This is a genomic window from Pseudomonas sp. PDM18 (genome assembly GCF_014852585.1).
Lineage (GTDB): Bacteria > Pseudomonadota > Gammaproteobacteria > Pseudomonadales > Pseudomonadaceae > Pseudomonas.
This window is the reverse complement of record NZ_JACVBX010000009.1, coordinates 14094-29212: the sequence shown is the minus strand read 5'-3', so window position 1 is coordinate 29212 and position 15119 is coordinate 14094. Positions and strand designations below refer to the sequence as shown.

General features: G+C 67.0%; 13 protein-coding genes. 8 read left to right on the top strand and 5 right to left on the bottom strand.

The features are described 5' to 3' along the window. The first annotated feature begins 18 nt into the window (after positions 1–18). The 8 genes from catC to pcaC all read left to right on the top strand — a co-directional run bounded on the left by catC (position 19) and on the right by pcaC (position 7288). The gene (gene catC / locus IB274_RS18475) at positions 19–309 is read left to right on the top strand and encodes a muconolactone Delta-isomerase (RefSeq protein WP_081516603.1); all 291 of its coding nucleotides are present in this window, start codon (positions 19–21) and stop codon (positions 307–309) included. 46 nt (positions 310–355) lie between these two features. Beyond that, positions 356–1288: a catechol 1,2-dioxygenase gene (catA, locus tag IB274_RS18470; RefSeq protein ID WP_192433510.1), complete on the top strand. Its 933-nt coding sequence runs from the start codon at positions 356–358 to the stop codon at positions 1286–1288. 388 nt (positions 1289–1676) lie between these two features. Then, positions 1677–2525: a CoA transferase subunit A gene (locus IB274_RS18465; protein ID WP_192433508.1), complete on the top strand. Its 849-nt coding sequence runs from the start codon at positions 1677–1679 to the stop codon at positions 2523–2525. Beyond that, positions 2525–3307 (top strand): CoA-transferase subunit beta, encoded by a 783-nt coding sequence (locus IB274_RS18460; protein WP_138216258.1) that lies wholly within the window; start codon positions 2525–2527, stop codon positions 3305–3307. The genes IB274_RS18465 and IB274_RS18460 overlap by 1 nt, the downstream gene beginning before the upstream one ends. Then, positions 3304–4509 carry a 3-oxoadipyl-CoA thiolase gene (pcaF, locus tag IB274_RS18455; RefSeq protein ID WP_192433506.1) on the top strand — a complete coding sequence of 402 codons (1206 nt, stop codon included), beginning with the start codon at positions 3304–3306 and terminating at the stop codon, positions 4507–4509. The genes IB274_RS18460 and pcaF overlap by 4 nt, the downstream gene beginning before the upstream one ends. Before the next feature lie 98 nt (positions 4510–4607). Next, a complete protein-coding gene (locus tag IB274_RS18450) occupies positions 4608–5978 on the top strand; it encodes a 3-carboxy-cis,cis-muconate cycloisomerase (RefSeq protein WP_192433504.1) in 1371 nt (456 codons plus the stop codon). A 9-nt stretch (positions 5979–5987) separates the two neighbouring features. Next, the gene (gene pcaD / locus IB274_RS18445; protein ID WP_192433502.1) at positions 5988–6776 is read left to right on the top strand and encodes a 3-oxoadipate enol-lactonase; all 789 of its coding nucleotides are present in this window, start codon (positions 5988–5990) and stop codon (positions 6774–6776) included. Positions 6777–6889: 113 nt separating this feature from the next. Next, positions 6890–7288 carry a 4-carboxymuconolactone decarboxylase gene (gene pcaC, locus IB274_RS18440; RefSeq protein ID WP_045208224.1) on the top strand — a complete coding sequence of 133 codons (399 nt, stop codon included), beginning with the start codon at positions 6890–6892 and terminating at the stop codon, positions 7286–7288. A gap of 387 nt (positions 7289–7675) precedes the next feature. Here the strand turns inward: pcaC and IB274_RS18435 are convergent, their stop codons facing one another. The 5 genes from IB274_RS18435 to IB274_RS18415 form a co-directional block, all read right to left on the bottom strand. Then, a complete protein-coding gene (locus IB274_RS18435; protein ID WP_192433500.1) occupies positions 7676–9631 on the bottom strand; it encodes an acetoacetate--CoA ligase in 1956 nt (651 codons plus the stop codon). Between the two features lie 94 nt (positions 9632–9725). Then, positions 9726–10496 (bottom strand): 3-hydroxybutyrate dehydrogenase, encoded by a 771-nt coding sequence (locus IB274_RS18430; protein WP_192433497.1) that lies wholly within the window; start codon positions 10494–10496, stop codon positions 9726–9728. 58 nt (positions 10497–10554) lie between these two features. Next, positions 10555–11946 carry a GntP family permease gene (locus tag IB274_RS18425; RefSeq protein WP_192433495.1) on the bottom strand — a complete coding sequence of 464 codons (1392 nt, stop codon included), beginning with the start codon at positions 11944–11946 and terminating at the stop codon, positions 10555–10557. Between the two features lie 79 nt (positions 11947–12025). Further along, positions 12026–13291 (bottom strand): OprD family porin, encoded by a 1266-nt coding sequence (locus IB274_RS18420; RefSeq protein ID WP_192433493.1) that lies wholly within the window; start codon positions 13289–13291, stop codon positions 12026–12028. A gap of 310 nt (positions 13292–13601) precedes the next feature. Next, positions 13602–15026 (bottom strand): sigma-54 interaction domain-containing protein, encoded by a 1425-nt coding sequence (locus IB274_RS18415; protein ID WP_192433491.1) that lies wholly within the window; start codon positions 15024–15026, stop codon positions 13602–13604. Positions 15027–15119 lie beyond the last annotated feature (93 nt).

The following is a 15119-nucleotide window of genomic DNA, read 5'->3' as shown; positions in this document are numbered from 1 at the left end:
GATAGAGGAGAAGACCCGATGCTGTTCCACGTGAAGATGACCGTGAAATTGCCCGTCGACATGGACCCGGCCAAGGCCGCCCAGCTCAAGGCCGACGAGAAGGAGCTGGCCCAGCGCCTGCAGCGCGAGGGCAAGTGGCGCCACCTGTGGCGCATCGCCGGGCACTACGCCAACTACAGCGTGTTCGACCTCGCCAGCGTCGAGGAACTGCACGACACCCTGATGCAGCTGCCGCTGTTCCCGTACATGGACATCGAGGTCGACGGGCTCTGCCGCCATCCGTCCTCGATCCATACCGACGACCGCTGATTTCTGTCCGAACGACTCAACAAGAACAAGACTTGAGGATCGCATCATGACCGTGAAGATTTCCCAGACTGCCGACATCCAGAAGTTCTTCGAAGAGGCCAGCGGCGCCCTGAATGACCAGGGCAACCCGCGCGTGAAGAACCTCGTCCTGCGCATCCTGCAGGACACCGCGAAACTCATCGAAGACATGAACGTCACCCCCGACGAATTCTGGAAAGCGGTGGACTACCTCAACCGTCTTGGCTCCCGCCAGGAAGCCGGCCTGGTCGTCGCCGGCCTCGGCGTCGAGCACTACCTCGACCTGCTGCTGGACGCCCAGGATGAAGCTGCCGGCCTCAGCGGCGGTACCCCGCGCACCATCGAAGGCCCGCTGTATGTGGCCGGCGCGCCGCTGTCTGAAGGCGAAGCGCGGATGGACGACGGCAAGGACGCGGGGACCGTGATGTTCCTTTCCGGCCGCGTGTTCGACCCGCAGGGCAAGCCGCTGGCCGGCGCCGTGGTCGACCTCTGGCACGCCAACACCCAGGGCACCTACTCGTACTTCGACAGCACCCAGTCCGAGTTCAACCTGCGCCGGCGCATCGTCACCGATGCGGAAGGTCGCTACAAAGCCCGCAGCATCGTACCCAGCGGCTACGGCTGCCCGCCGGACGGCCCGACCCAGGAGCTGCTCGATCAGCTTGGCCGCCACGGCCAGCGCCCGGCGCACATCCACTTCTTCATCTCCGCGCCGGGGCATCGCCACCTGACCACGCAGATCAACCTCGCGGGCGACCAGTACCTGTGGGACGACTTCGCCTACGCGACCCGTGACGGGCTGATCGGCGAGGTGCGTTTCGTCGAGGACGCGGCGGCTGCCAAGGCGCGCGGTGTGGAAGGGCGCTTCGCCGAGATCGAATTCGACTTCCAGCTGCAGCAGGCGGTTTCCGCCGACGCCGAAGACCGCAGCAACCGTCCCCGCGCCTTGCAGGAAGCCTGACTCCCGCCAGTGCTCCGGCCTTTCCGGTAACCCCGCCGTAGGATGGCATGGCGCGCAGCGATACCCATCAATCCGTGCGCCGGCAGCATGGGTATCGCTCCGCTCCACCCATCCTGCGCAGAGCGCTCTGTAGCTCCGCAGTTGGGCTGTCGCAGGCATGGCCAGCTCCTACAGGTCAACGCTGTGCCCCCCTGTAGGAGCGAGCCATGCTCGCGATCGCGGACAAGGTCCCCGCCCGCCCGAACGACTTTCCACGCCGCAAGAACCAGCCGTTAGCCCCCTAAGAGAAGTGTTCGATATTCGCACCAATAGTCGATTATCGCATTGTTCGTCCATCCCCCCGACGGTACTGTTTTCCCATCGGCACCCCTACACAACGAGACCGACCATGGCTGAACTCCTGACTCTCCGCGAAGCGGTCGAGCGCTTCGTCAACGACGGCGATACTGTCGCGCTCGAAGGCTTCACCCACCTGATCCCGACCGCCGCCTCCCACGAGCTGATCCGCCAGGGCAAGAAAGACCTGCACCTGGTGCGCATGACCCCCGACCTGGTCTACGACCTGCTGATCGGTGCCGGCTGCGTGCGCAAGCTGACTTTCTCCTGGGGCGGCAACCCCGGTGTCGGTTCGCTGCATCGCCTGCGTGACGCGGTGGAGAAGGGCTGGCCGCGCCCGCTTGAGATCGACGAGCACAGCCACGCCGACCTCGCCAACTCCTATGTCGCTGGCGCCTCGGGCCTGCCGTTCGCCGTGCTGCGCGCCTACGCCGGCTCCGACCTGCCGAAGGTCAACCCGAACATCAAGTTCATCAATTGCCCGTTCACCGGCGAGCAACTGGCCGCCGTGCCTTCAGTGCGTCCGGACGTCACCGTGATCCACGCGCAGAAGGCCGACCGCAAAGGCAACGTGCTGCTGTGGGGCATCCTCGGCGTGCAGAAGGAAGCCGCCCTGGCTGCCAAGCGCTGCATCGTCACCGTGGAAGAAATCGTCGACGACCTGAACGCACCGATGAACTCCTGCGTACTGCCGACCTGGGCGCTGTCCGCCGTCTGCCTGGTGCCCGGCGGCTCGCATCCGTCCTACGCCCACGGCTACTCCGAGCGCGACAACCGCTTCTACCAGGCCTGGGACCCGATCGCCCGCGACCGCGACACCTTCAACGCCTGGATCGATACCTACATCCGCGGCACCAAGGATTTTGCTGAGTTCCGTACCAAACTCGCGGAGGCCAAGTAATGAGCGCCTACAGCACCAATGAAATGATGACCGTGGCCGCCGCCCGCCGCCTGAAGAACGGCGCCGTCTGCTTCGTCGGCATCGGCCTGCCGTCCAAGGCCGCCAATCTCGCGCGCCTGACGGCATCGCCGGACGTGGTCCTGATCTACGAATCCGGCCCCATCGGCGCCAAGCCCAGCGTGCTGCCGCTGTCCATCGGTGACGGCGAGCTGGCCGAAACCGCCGACACCGTGGTGCCCACCGGCGAGATCTTCCGCTACTGGCTGCAGGGCGGTCGCATCGATGTCGGCTTCCTCGGCGCGGCCCAGGTCGACCGCTTCGGCAACATCAACACCACCGTCATCGGCGACTACAACAAGCCGAAGGTGCGCCTGCCCGGCGCCGGTGGCGCGCCGGAGATCGCAGGTTCCGCCAAGGAAGTTCTGATCATCCTCAAGCAGTCCCACCGCACCTTCGTCGACAAGCTGGCCTTCATTACCTCGGTCGGCTTCGGCGAGGGCGGTGATCACCGCCAGCAGCTCGGCCTGCCCGGCAAGGGCCCGGTGGCGATCATCACCGACCTGTGCATCATGGAGCCGGAAGCCGGCAGCAACGAATTCATCGTCACCACCCTGCACCCAGGTGTGACCCGCGAGCAGGTGGTCGAGAACACCGGCTGGGCGATCCGCTTCGCCGAACAGGTGACCGAGACCGTCGCGCCGACCGACGTCGAGCTGGAAGCCCTGCGCGCCCTCGAAGCCCGCACCGCCGCCGCCCACGGCCAGCTGGGAGGTGAAGAATGAGCCGCGAGGTCTTCATCTGCGACGCCGTGCGTACGCCCATCGGCCGCTTCGGCGGCTCGCTCTCCGGCGTACGCGCCGACGACCTCGCCGCCGTGCCGGTGAAGGCGCTGGTGGAACGTAATCCGCAAGTCGACTGGGCCGCGCTGGACGAGGTCTACCTCGGCTGTGCCAACCAGGCCGGCGAGGACAACCGCAACGTGGCGCGCATGGCGCTGCTGCTGGCGGGCCTGCCGGAAAGCGTGCCGGGCGTGACCCTCAACCGTCTCTGCGCCTCGGGCCTGGACGCGGTGGGCACCGGCTTCCGCACCATCGCCAGCGGCGAGGCCGAATTGGTCATCGCCGGTGGCGTCGAGTCGATGTCCCGCGCGCCTTACGTGATGGGCAAGGCCGACAGCGCCTTCGGCCGCGGGCAGAAAATCGAAGACACCACCATCGGCTGGCGTTTCATCAATCCGCTGATGAAGGCGCAGTACGGCGTGGACGCCATGCCGCAGACCGCGGACAACGTGGCCGACGACTACAACGTCAACCGCGCTGACCAGGACGCCTTTTCCCTGCGCAGCCAGCAGCGTGCCGGCGTCGCCCAGGCCAACGGCTACTTCGCCGAGGAAATCGTCCCGGTGGTGATCAAGGGTCGCAAGGGCGAGACCGTCGTCGACACCGACGAACACCCGCGCCCGGACACCACCCTGGAAGCGCTGGCCAAGCTCAAGCCGGTCAACGGCGAAGGCAAGACCGTCACCGCCGGCAACGCTTCCGGCGTGAACGACGGCGCCGTGGCGCTGATCCTCGCCAGCGCTGAAGCCGTGAAGAAACACGGCCTGACGCCGCGGGCGAAAGTGCTCGGCATGGCCAGTGCCGGCGTCGCTCCGCGCGTAATGGGCATCGGCCCGGTGCCGGCGGTGCGCAAGCTGCTGGAGCGCCTGAACCTGTCGGTGGACCAGTTCGACGTCATTGAACTGAACGAAGCCTTTGCCGCGCAGGGCCTGGCGGTGACCCGTGATCTTGGCATCGCCGATGATGACGTACGGGTGAACCCCAACGGCGGCGCGATTGCCCTTGGCCACCCGCTGGGTGCCAGCGGCGCGCGCCTGGTGCTGACGGCGGTACACCAGCTGCAGAAGTCCGGCGGCAAGCTCGGCCTGTGCACCATGTGCGTGGGTGTAGGGCAGGGCGTGGCGCTGGTTGTCGAGCGCGTATAGCTCTTTGCTCTTCGTAGGAGCGAGCAAGCTCGCTCCTACAGGGGCCTTCTCTCCGGTCATACTGTCCGACAACGCCCGCCGATCTCCGGAGCCACCTCGTGAGCACCAACCTTCTGTTCGACGCTTACTTCACCCAGCCCGCCATGCGCGCGATCTTCAGCGACCACGGCCGGGTGCAGGGCATGCTCGACTTCGAGGCCGCACTGGCCCGTGCCGAAGCCCGCGTCGGCGTGATCCCGGCGAGCGCCGTGGCGCCCATCGCCGCCGCCTGCCGCGCTGACCTCTACGATTTTGCTGCACTGAGCCAGGCGATCTGCAACGCCGGCAACTCCGCGATCCCGCTGGTGAAGGCGCTGGGCAAGCGCATCGCCGCCGACGACGCCGAAGCCGAGCGCTACGTGCACCTGGGCGCCACCAGCCAGGATGCCATGGACTCCGGGCTGGTCCTGCAACTGCGCGCTGCCATCGAGCTGCTCGAAGGCGACCTTGCCCAGTTGGCCGACGCGCTCGCCGTTCAGGCACAAGCCCACGCCGCTACACCCATGGTCGGCCGCACTTGGCTGCAACACGCCACGCCCGTCACCCTGGGCATGAAGATCGCCGGCTGGCTGGGTGCGATCACCCGTCATCGCCAGCGTCTGAATGAACTCAAGCCGCGCCTGCTGTGCCTGCAGTTCGGCGGGGCATCCGGCAGTCTCGCCGCGCTGGGCGAGCAGGGCTTTGCCGTGGCCGAGGCGCTGGCGGAAGAACTGAACCTGCAAGTGCCCGAGCAACCCTGGCACACCCAGCGCGACCGCCTGGTGGAGTTCGCCAGCCTGCTCGGCCTGATCGCCGGCAGCCTCGGCAAGCTGGGTCGCGACCTTAGCCTGCTGATGCAGACCGAGGCCGGCGAAGTCTTCGAGCCTTCCGCGCCGGGCAAGGGCGGTTCCTCCACCATGCCGCACAAACGCAACCCGGTGGGCGCCGCCGTGCTGATCGGCGCGGCCACCCGCGCGCCGGGTCTGGTCTCGACCCTGTTCGCCGCCATGCCCCAGGAGCACGAGCGCAGCCTCGGCCTGTGGCACGCCGAATGGGAAAGCCTGCCGGAGCTGTGCTGCCTCGTCTCCGGCGCACTGCAACAGGCACTGAGCCTGGTGCCGGGCCTGGAAGTCGATGCCGAGCGAATGCTCGCCAACCTCGATCTGACCCGTGGCCTGGTGCTCGCCGAAGCCGTGAGCATCGCCCTGGCCCAGCGCATCGGCCGCGACGCCGCGCACCACCTGGTGGAGCAATGCTGCAAGCAGGCGGTGAAGGAGGGCGCGCATCTGCGCACGGTGCTCGGTGCCAACGCCGAAGTCGCCGCACAACTGAATGCCGGGGAGCTGGATCGCCTGCTCGATCCCGCCCATTACCTGGGCCAGGCGCGCCGCTGGGTCGAGCGCGCGCTGGCCGAACACCAAGTACTTTCCTTGCGCAAAGAATCCCGATAGGAGCCTTGCATGCCTGCCGTACATCTCGCCGATGGCGACCTGAATTACCTTCTTGAAGGGTCCGCCGGCGCCCCCGTGCTGGTGCTGTCCAACTCGCTGGGTACCGACCTGCACATGTGGGACGCGCAGGTCGCCGCCTTCGCCGAACACTTCCGCGTGCTGCGCTATGACACCCGTGGCCACGGCGCTTCGCTGGTAACTCCCGGCCCGTACAGCATCGAACAGAACGGCCGCGACGTGCTGGCCCTGCTGGATGCGCTGGAGATTCCCCGCGCGCATTTCTGTGGCCTGTCCATGGGCGGCCTGATCGGCCAGTGGCTCGGCATCCACGCGCCGGAGCGCATCGAGCGCCTGGTGCTGTGCAACACCGCCGCCAAGATTGGCACCCCGGAAATCTGGAATCCGCGCATCGAGACCGTGCTCAGCGGCGGCGCCGAGGCTATGCGCAACTTGCGTGATGCTTCGATCTCGCGCTGGTTCACTGCCGACTTCGCCGAGGCCGAGCCGGGCAAGGTCGAGCCGATCGTCGGCATGCTGGCGCAGACCTCGCCGGAAGGTTACGCAGCCAACTGCGCGGCCGTGCGCGACGCCGATTTCCGTGGCGAGATCGGTGCTATCACCGCGCCGACCCTGGTGGTCTGTGGCGCCGCCGACCCGGTGACCACCACCGAGGACGGCCGCTTCCTGCAGGCGCGCATTCCCGGCGCCGAGCTGGTGGAATTCCGCGTCGCGCACCTGTCCAACGTGCAGGCCGGCGATGTCTTCAGCCAGCGTGTGCTGGACTTCCTGCGCGCATAACTGCTTTTCGTAGGAGCGAGCTTGCTCGCGAACCCCAGCCCCGCAGCGGGGATTGTTCGCGAGCCAGGGCTAGGCGCCCCCCTCGGTCCTACAGGTTGAATTTGGAGTTAGAGATGGACGAGAAAGAACGCTACGAAGCCGGCATGCAGGTGCGCCGCGCGGTGCTGGGCGACGCCCACGTCGACCGCAGCCTGCAGAAGCGCAATGCCTTCAACGAAGAGTTCCAGGAAATGATCACCCGCCACGCCTGGGGTGACATCTGGACCCGCCCCGGCCTGCCGCGCCACACCCGCAGCCTGATTACCATTGCCATGCTGATTGGCATGAATCGCGAGGGCGAGCTCACGCTGCACCTGCGCGCAGCGCGCAACAACGGCGTGACCCGTGAAGAGATCAAGGAAGTCCTGCTGCAGAGTGCGATCTACTGCGGCATCCCGGCCGCCAACGCCACCTTCCACCTCGCCGAGGCGGTGTGGGACGAGCTGGGCACCGAGTCGCTGGGCGACGCCTGATCAGCGCCGCCCGGACCACGCATCCGGGCGGTGGCTGATTGGCGAGAGCGCTGATCGCAGGTAGGGCTGCTCTTGTAGAGCGCATAACGCGCCAGCGTTATCCGCCGCCGGATTGCCGGCGGATAACCTGTTCCAGGTTATGCGCCCTACGACGCTGTGGGGCAGGGGGCGCGAGCAATAACGATGGCGTCCCCCTCGCTCCTACGAAGAGCGCCCCGGCATAAGCCTGTAGGACCGAGGGGGGCGCCTAGCCCTTGCTCGCGAACCAGGGCCTGCACGCAGGCGTAGCCGGGAAGAGATCGCGGAGAAGCTCCGCTCCTACGAGAGCAAGAGCCCTCACCTTGGCTGGGGATAGGGTATGCATAGGCGCGACGTCGCCTATGTCCCTCAGCTCTCCAGCTCCTTCCGATCCCTGAACAACTCCAGCGCCTGCGGGTTGGCCAGCGCGTCGGTGTTCTTCACCGGCTGGCCGTGCACCACGTTGCGCACCGCCAGTTCGACGATCTTGCCGCTGATGGTGCGCGGGATGTCGCTGACCGCGAGGATCTTCGCCGGTACGTGGCGAGGGGTGGTGTTGCTGCGGATGGTCTGGCGGATGCGCTCCTGCAACGTGTCGTCCAGTTCCACGCCGTCGCGCAGGCGTACGAACAGCACCACGCGAACATCGCCCTGCCAGTCCTGGCCGATGGCGATGGATTCCAGCACCTGCTCGATCTTCTCCACCTGGCGGTAGATTTCCGCGGTGCCGATGCGCACGCCGCCGGGGTTGAGCACGGCATCCGAGCGGCCATGGATCACCAGGCCGCCGTGTTCGGTTTCCTCGGCGTAGTCGCCGTGGGCCCAAACGCCGGGGAAGGTGGCGAAGTAGGCGTCGAGGAATTTCTCGTCGTTCTCGTCGTTCCAGAAGCCCACCGGGATCGATGGGAAGTGCCGCACGCAGACCAGCTCGCCTTTCTCGCCGTGCACCGGCCTGCCGGCCGCGTCCCAGACCTCCACCGCCATGCCCAGCGCCTTGCACTGGATTTCCCCACGCCAGACCGGTGCGGTCGGATTGCCGATGGCGAAGCAGGAAACGATGTCGGTGCCACCGGAGATCGACGACAGGCAGAGATCGGGTTTCACGTCACGGTAAACGTAATCGAAGCTCTCGTGGGCCAGCGGCGATCCGGTGGAAAGCAGTGTCTTCAGGCGCTCCAGCGAATGGGTCTGGCGCGGTCGCACGTTGGCCTTTTCCAACGCGGCGATGTACTTGGCGCTGGTGCCGAAGACGCTGATGTTCTCCGCGTCGATCAGGTCCATCAGGCGCTCGGGGCCGGGGTGGAAGGGCGAGCCATCGTAGAGCACCAGCGTCGCGCCGACCGCGAGGCCCGAGACCAGCCAGTTCCACATCATCCAGCCGCAGGTGGTGTAGTAGAACAGCGTGTCGTCCGGCCCCAGGTCGACGTGCAGGCCGTGTTCCTTGAGGTGCTGCAGCAGCACGCCACCGGCGCCGTGGACGATGCACTTGGGCACGCCGGTGGTGCCGGAGGAGTAGAGGATGTACAGCGGGTGGTCGAAGGGCACCGGGGTGAACACCGGGTCGCCGCCGCTGTGGTAAAAGTCCTGCCAGAGGCTGACCCGCGCCGGCGTCTGGAAGTCGCTGCGGCGCGCGTGGCCGTTGGCGTAGGGGACGATCACCAGCTGCTCCAGGCTGGGCAGCTGGGCGAGGATTTCGTTGAGCTTGGCGCTGAGGTCCAGCACCTTGCCGGCGTAGCGGTAGCCGGCGCAGGCGATCAGCACCTTGGGTTCGATCTGGCCGAAGCGGTCGATCACGCCATGGGTGCCGAAGTCCGGCGAGCAGCTCGACCAGGTGGCGCCCAGGCTGGTGGTGGCGAGCATGCCGACCACGGTCTGCCAGGTGTTGGGCATGAAGGCCGCGACGCGGTCGCCGACGCCCACACCTGCTTCACGCAATGCGCGCTGCAGGCCGGCGACCTGGGCGGCCAGCTCGGCGTGGCTGATCACCTCGCGGCGTTCGTCCTCGCTGATGGCGACCAGCGCCGGCTTGTGGTCGCGGCGACGCAGCAGGTGTTCGGCGAAGTTCAGGGTGGCGCCGGGGAACCAGCGCGCATCGGGCATTTCCGGGCCTTCCTCGAGCACCGCCGAGGGGGCTTCGTGGAACTGCACGCCGAAGGTGTCGACGATGGCCAGCCAGAAGGCCTCGCGCTCGGCGATGCTCCAGGCATGCAGGGCCGCGTAGTCGGGCAGGTCGAGCCCGTGCTGCTGCGCCACCTTGCGGCGGAAGGCATCCAGGCGGGTGGCGGCGATGCGTTCGGGGGAGGGGCTCCAGAGCGCCTGATTCATCGACTACGACTCCATCGGGTTCGTGTGGGCGAAGGGCACCGCCGACGAACGGTGCCCACACATCATGTCACGAAGCGCCGCAGGAACCCTCGAGTCATTGGGCGACCCAGCCGCCATCCATGTTCCAGGCGGCGCCACGGACCTGCGCGGCGGCTTCAGAGCACAAGAATAGCGCCAGCTCGCCGAGCTGGTCGGCGGTGACGAAATCCAGCGACGGCTGCTTCTCCGCCAGCAGGTCGTGGCGCGCCTGTTCGGGGCTGGCGCCGGCCTGGACGCGCGCGTCGATCTGCTGCTGTACCAGCGGCGTCAGTACCCAGCCGGGGCAGATGGCGTTGCAGGTGATGGCCGTGGTGGCGGTTTCCAGAGCGGTGGTCTTGGTCAGGCCGATCACCCCGTGCTTGGCGGCCACGTAGGCGCTCTTTCCCGCCGAGGCGACCAGGCCGTGGGTCGAGGCGATGTTGAGGATGCGTCCCCAGCCGCGCTGGCGCATGCCCGGCAGCGCCAGGCGGGTGGTGTGGAACACCGAGGAGAGGTTGATGGCGATGATCGCGTTCCAGCGCTCCACGGGGAAGTCTTCCAGCGCCGCGACGTGCTGGATGCCGGCGTTGTTGACCAGGATGTCGAGGCCGCCGAACTCGCGCTCGACGTAGGCGATCATCTCGGCGATCTGCTCGGGTTGCGCCATGTCCGCGCCGTGGTGGCCGATGCGCGTGCCATGCACCGACAGCTCGCGCACGGCCGCGTCGATGTCGCCGAAGCCGTTGACCACCACATTGGCGCCCGCCTGCGCGAGGCGCGCGGCGATGCCCAGGCCGATGCCGCTGGTGGAGCCGGTGACCAGTGCGGTCTTGCCCTTGAGTGTCATGCAAATCTCCTCTGCAACGGGGCGGTCGCCGCGCGGCGACCGCTTGGTAACAACCGGTCTAGACGATTCCGGTGGCGTAGAAAGTGCCGATCACCACGAACACCGCGAGGGTCTTGATCAGGGTGATGGCGAAGATGTCCTTGTAGGCCTCGCGGTGGGTCAGGCCGGTGACCGCGAGCAGGGTGATCACCGCGCCGTTGTGCGGCAGGGTGTCCATGCCGCCGGAGGCCATGGCCGCTACCCGGTGCAGTACTTCCAGCGGGATGTTGGCGGCGTGGGCGGCGGCGATGAACTGTTCGGACATGGCGGCCAGGGCGATGCTCATGCCGCCCGACGCCGAGCCGGTGATGCCGGCCAGGGTGGTGACGGTGATGGCCTCGTTGACCAGCGGATCGGGAATCTTCTTCAGTGCGTCGGCCAGTACCAGGAAGCCCGGCAGCGAGGCGATCACCGCGCCGAAGCCGTATTCCGAAGCCGTGTTCATGGCCGCCAGCAGCGCGCCGGACACGGCGGTCTTGCTGCCCTCGGCGATCTTGCTGCGGATCACCGCGAAGCTGGTCACCAGCACCAGCAGGATGCCCAGCAGCAGCGCCGCCTGCACCGCCCAGATGCCGGTCAGCTTGGCCACGTCGCTGGCCACCGGCGCGGCCATGCCGGCCAGCTGCAGGCTGTGGGTCTTGCCGTAGACCTGGGGAATCCAGTGGGTGAACAGCAGGTTGGCGACGCCCACCAGCACCAGCGGCGAGAGCGCCAGCAGCGGGTTGGGCAGTTTCATGTCGTCGGCGGTTTCCGGCTCGTTGCGCAACTCGGTGCCGTAGCCTTCACCGGCGGCGCGCGCCTTGCCGGCCTGGCGACGGAGGAACAGCATGCCCACGCTGAACACGAACAGGCTGCCGATCACGCCCAGCCAGGGCGCGGCCCAACCGGTGGTGTTGAAGAAGGCGGTGGGGATGATGTTCTGGATCTGCGGGGTGCCGGGCAGGGCGTCCATGGTGAAGCTGAAGGCGCCCAGGGCGATGGTCGCCGGGATCAGTCGCTTGGGGATATTGCTCTGGCGGAACATCTCGGCGGCGAACGGGTAGACCGCGAACACCACCACGAACAGCGACACGCCGCCGTAGGTGAGCAGGGCGCAGACCAGCACGATCACCAGCATCGCCTGGCGGGTGCCCAGCAGGCGGATGGCCGCGGCGACGATGGAGCGCGAGAAGCCCGACAGCTCGATCAGCTTGCCGAACACCGCGCCGAGCAGGAACACCGGGAAGTAGAGTTTGACGAAGCCGACCATCTTCTCCATGAACACCCCGGTGAAGGCCGGGGCGACGGCGGAAGGGTCGGTCAGCAGCACCGCCAGCAGCGCGGCGATGGGGGCGAAGAGGATCACGCTGTAGCCGCGGTAGGCGGCGAGCATCAGCAGGGCGAGGGCCGCGAGGGCGATGACCACGCTCATCGGAGAGTCTCCAGGTGGCGCGCGGCGATCGGCCGCGCGTGGTTCTTGTTGTAATGGTTGAGGATGACGAAAAAAGCGCTTACCAGAGCGGCAGCACGTAGCTGAGGATCAGGCGGTTCTCGTCGAGGTCGTTGCCGAAGTGGCTGGAGCGCACCGTCGCGTTACGCCACTTCACGCCGAAGTTCTTCAGTGGCCCGTTCTGCACCACGTAGCCGATGTCGGTGTCGCGCTCCCACTCCTTGCCTTCGGGCTTGCCGGCACCCAGTTCGATGTTGTCGCCGGACAGGTAGCGCGTCATGAAGGTCAGGCCGGGTACGCCGAGGGCGGCAAAGTCGTAGTCGTAACGCGCCTGCCAGGACTTCTCGTCGCGGTTGGCGAAGTCGCCGATCTGCACGAAGTTGACCAGGAAGGCGTCGGTGCCGCCGATGTAGGCGAAGCCGGTGTCGCCGCTCATCTTCTGGTAGCCGGCGCCGAAGCCGTGGCCGCCCAGGGTGTAGGTGAGCATGGCGCCGAAGGCGCGGTTGTCGACGTTGCTGTGGCCGTCGTCGTCGGAGCGGGCGTAGCGCAGGTCGGTCTTCAGCGATTGGCCGGCGGCGATGTGCAGTACGTGCACCAGGTTGACGATGTGCTGGTCGTAGAGCCCGTCGAGCTTGGCGTAGCTGTAGCCGGTGGTGAGCTGCGGCGTCCACTTGTAGTTCAGGCCGGCGAAGTCGAACTGGTCGCTGGTGTCGGTGGCGACGATGCCGCGCGCGCTGCCGCTGGTGACGGTCATGTCCTCGCGGTTGGAGGAGTCGCGCTGGCTCACCTGACGCAGGCGGCCGCCGTCGAAGGTCAGGCCGGCGAATTCGGCGGAACTCAGGTGCGCACCTTCGAAGGTCTGCGGCAGCAGGCGCGAATCGTTGGCCAGCACGGTCGGCAGCTTGGGCAGCAGGGTGCCGATCTTCAGCACGCTTTTGGAGGCACGCAGCTTGGCGGTCAGGCCCAGCTCGCTGTAGTCGTCGGGTGCGCCGTTGACCTTGTCCTTGTCGCGTGGCAGCAGGCCGGAACCGGCGCGGTCGGGGCTGGAGTCCAGCTTGACGCCGAGCAGACCGAGGGCATCGACGCCCACGCCGATGGTGCCTTCGGTGTAGCCGGATTCGTAGCGCAGCAGGAAGCCCTGCGCCCACTCTTCCTGCTTGGACTGCGCGGCATTGTCCTGGCGGAGGTCGCGGTTGAAGTAGAAGTTGCGCAGTTCGACGCTGGCCTTGCTGTCAGCGATGAATTCGGCGAAGGCCTGGGGCGAAAGGGCGAGGGTGGAACCGAGGGCGGTCAGTACGGCGGCATGATTGAGCGTGGAGCGGCTCATCGGGTGATCTCCTGGCGCTATACCGAGGGCGAGGCGGAACTTGCCGGGTGTTCCGCTGGGGTGGAATTCGCGTTCGGGCAGCGTTGATTGTTGTTATGTCGGCTGTGCGGCGCGAAGGCCGCGAGAGGCGACATAGCCAGGACCGTGCCAGGATTGTAACTATCTGATTTATAAGTCTTATTTTGAGATTTTCATGAATGGGGAGAAGCGCTTCGTCTCTAATTTGAGACAAGGCGGCGGATTGAATCGCCTGGTGGCTTTCAATCAAGAGTTTTGAGTGGTTGTCTCTTTTTTGAGACTTGTCTCTTTTTCAGGATTGAAGGCCCAGTGCTGCCATCTTCTTGTAGAGGGTCGAGCGCCCCAGACCCAGGCGCTGCGCGGCGGCATCGACATTGCCGGCGTGCTCGGCCAGGGTGTTGGCAATCAGCTCGCGCTCGAAGGCGTCCCGCGCCGCGTAGAAGTCCTGCCCCTCGGTCAGACGGGTTCCCGGTGTGGCCGAGGGGGTGGGCAGTGGCTGCAATTCGCCCAGTGCTGCACGCAGCGCGGCGGCGTCGATCTGCGGGCGATCACCCAGCAGTACAGTGCGCTCCAGCAGGTTGCGCAGTTCGCGCACGTTGCCCGGCCAGGCATGCCGGGCGAGTAAAGCGAGACCACCGGCATCCAGCTCGTAAAGCGTCTGGCGGTCGTCGCGCAGGCCGTCGAGGATGGCTTCGCACAGCGCCGGCAAATCCTCCAGGCGCTCGCGCAGCGGCGGAATCTCGATGGGCAGGACGTTGATGCGGTAGAACAGGTCGGCGCGGAAGCGGCCCTCGCGCACGGCCGCATCGAGGTCGATGGAGGTGGCGGCAATCAGGCGGATGTCGCTGCGCAGGACTTCGTTCGAGCCGACCGGTTCGAACTCCTTCTCCTGCAGCACCCGCAGCAGTTTGCTTTGCAAGGTCAGCGGCATGTCGCCGATCTCGTCGAGGAACAGCGTGCCGCCCTGGGCGATCTGCAGCTTGCCGGCGCGACCCTTGCGGTCGGCGCCGGTGAAGGCGCCCGGCGCGGTGCCGAAGAACTCGGCCTCCAGCAGGGTTTCGGGAATGGCGGCGGCGTTGAGGCTGACGAAGGGCTTGTCGGCGCGTGGAGAGGAGGCATGAATGGCGTGGGCGAGCAGTTCCTTGCCGGTGCCGGTCTCGCCCAGCAGCAGGATCGGCGCTTCGCTGGCGGCCCCCCGGCGCGCGCGGCGCTTCACTTCCAGGCTGGCGGCGCTGGTGCCGATGAAATGCCCGAAGCTGTACTTCGCCTGGCGCGCCTGCAGCAGCGAACGGGTCGAGGCCAGCTCGGCCTGCATGCGCTGGTAGCGGGTGAGCAGCGGCGACAGCGCACGCAGTTCATCGAACAGGGCAAAGCCGATGCCACCGATGACCTCGCCCGCGTCGTCGCGGATCGGCACGCGCATGACCACCAGCGGGTCCTTGGCCATGTCGAGGATGTCCAGCAGCATCGGCCGGCCGCTGCTGACCACCTCGCGCATCAGGCTGCCGGGGATCACCTGTTCCACCGGGCGCCCGACGGCCTGCTCGGCGCTGTCCAGGCCGAAGCGCTGGGCATAGCGCTGGTTGATCCAGACAATGCGCGCCTCGCGGTCGACGATCACCGTGCCCTCGCTGAACTGCTCGAAGATCTCGAACAGCGAGCGGATCGCCAGTTGGCGGACGCTGGGGTAGTCCTTGAGGCTGTGGGTGTCGGTCATGGTCAGGCCGTGCGCGGGGAGGGCAGAGGGCGCACTGTACCGGGATGTGGCGGTAGGTTGTACCTGTAGGAGCGGGCCATGCCCGCGATCGCG

Excerpts from the sequence above, each read along its gene's own strand:
- pcaD (WP_192433502.1), top strand. The coding sequence starts at position 5,988 with ATGCCTGCCGTACATCTCGCCGATGGCGACCTGAATTACCTTCTTGAA.
- IB274_RS18420 (WP_192433493.1), bottom strand. The coding sequence starts at position 13,291 with ATGAGCCGCTCCACGCTCAATCATGCCGCCGTACTGACCGCCCTCGGT.
- IB274_RS18425 (WP_192433495.1), bottom strand. The coding sequence starts at position 11,946 with ATGAGCGTGGTCATCGCCCTCGCGGCCCTCGCCCTGCTGATGCTCGCC.
- IB274_RS18460 (WP_138216258.1), top strand. The coding sequence starts at position 2,525 with ATGAGCGCCTACAGCACCAATGAAATGATGACCGTGGCCGCCGCCCGC.
- catC (WP_081516603.1), top strand. The coding sequence starts at position 19 with ATGCTGTTCCACGTGAAGATGACCGTGAAATTGCCCGTCGACATGGAC.
- catA (WP_192433510.1), top strand. The coding sequence starts at position 356 with ATGACCGTGAAGATTTCCCAGACTGCCGACATCCAGAAGTTCTTCGAA.
- pcaC (WP_045208224.1), top strand. The coding sequence starts at position 6,890 with ATGGACGAGAAAGAACGCTACGAAGCCGGCATGCAGGTGCGCCGCGCG.
- IB274_RS18465 (WP_192433508.1), top strand. The coding sequence starts at position 1,677 with ATGGCTGAACTCCTGACTCTCCGCGAAGCGGTCGAGCGCTTCGTCAAC.
- pcaF (WP_192433506.1), top strand. The coding sequence starts at position 3,304 with ATGAGCCGCGAGGTCTTCATCTGCGACGCCGTGCGTACGCCCATCGGC.
- IB274_RS18435 (WP_192433500.1), bottom strand. The coding sequence starts at position 9,631 with ATGAATCAGGCGCTCTGGAGCCCCTCCCCCGAACGCATCGCCGCCACC.
- IB274_RS18430 (WP_192433497.1), bottom strand. The coding sequence starts at position 10,496 with ATGACACTCAAGGGCAAGACCGCACTGGTCACCGGCTCCACCAGCGGC.
- IB274_RS18415 (WP_192433491.1), bottom strand. The coding sequence starts at position 15,026 with ATGACCGACACCCACAGCCTCAAGGACTACCCCAGCGTCCGCCAACTG.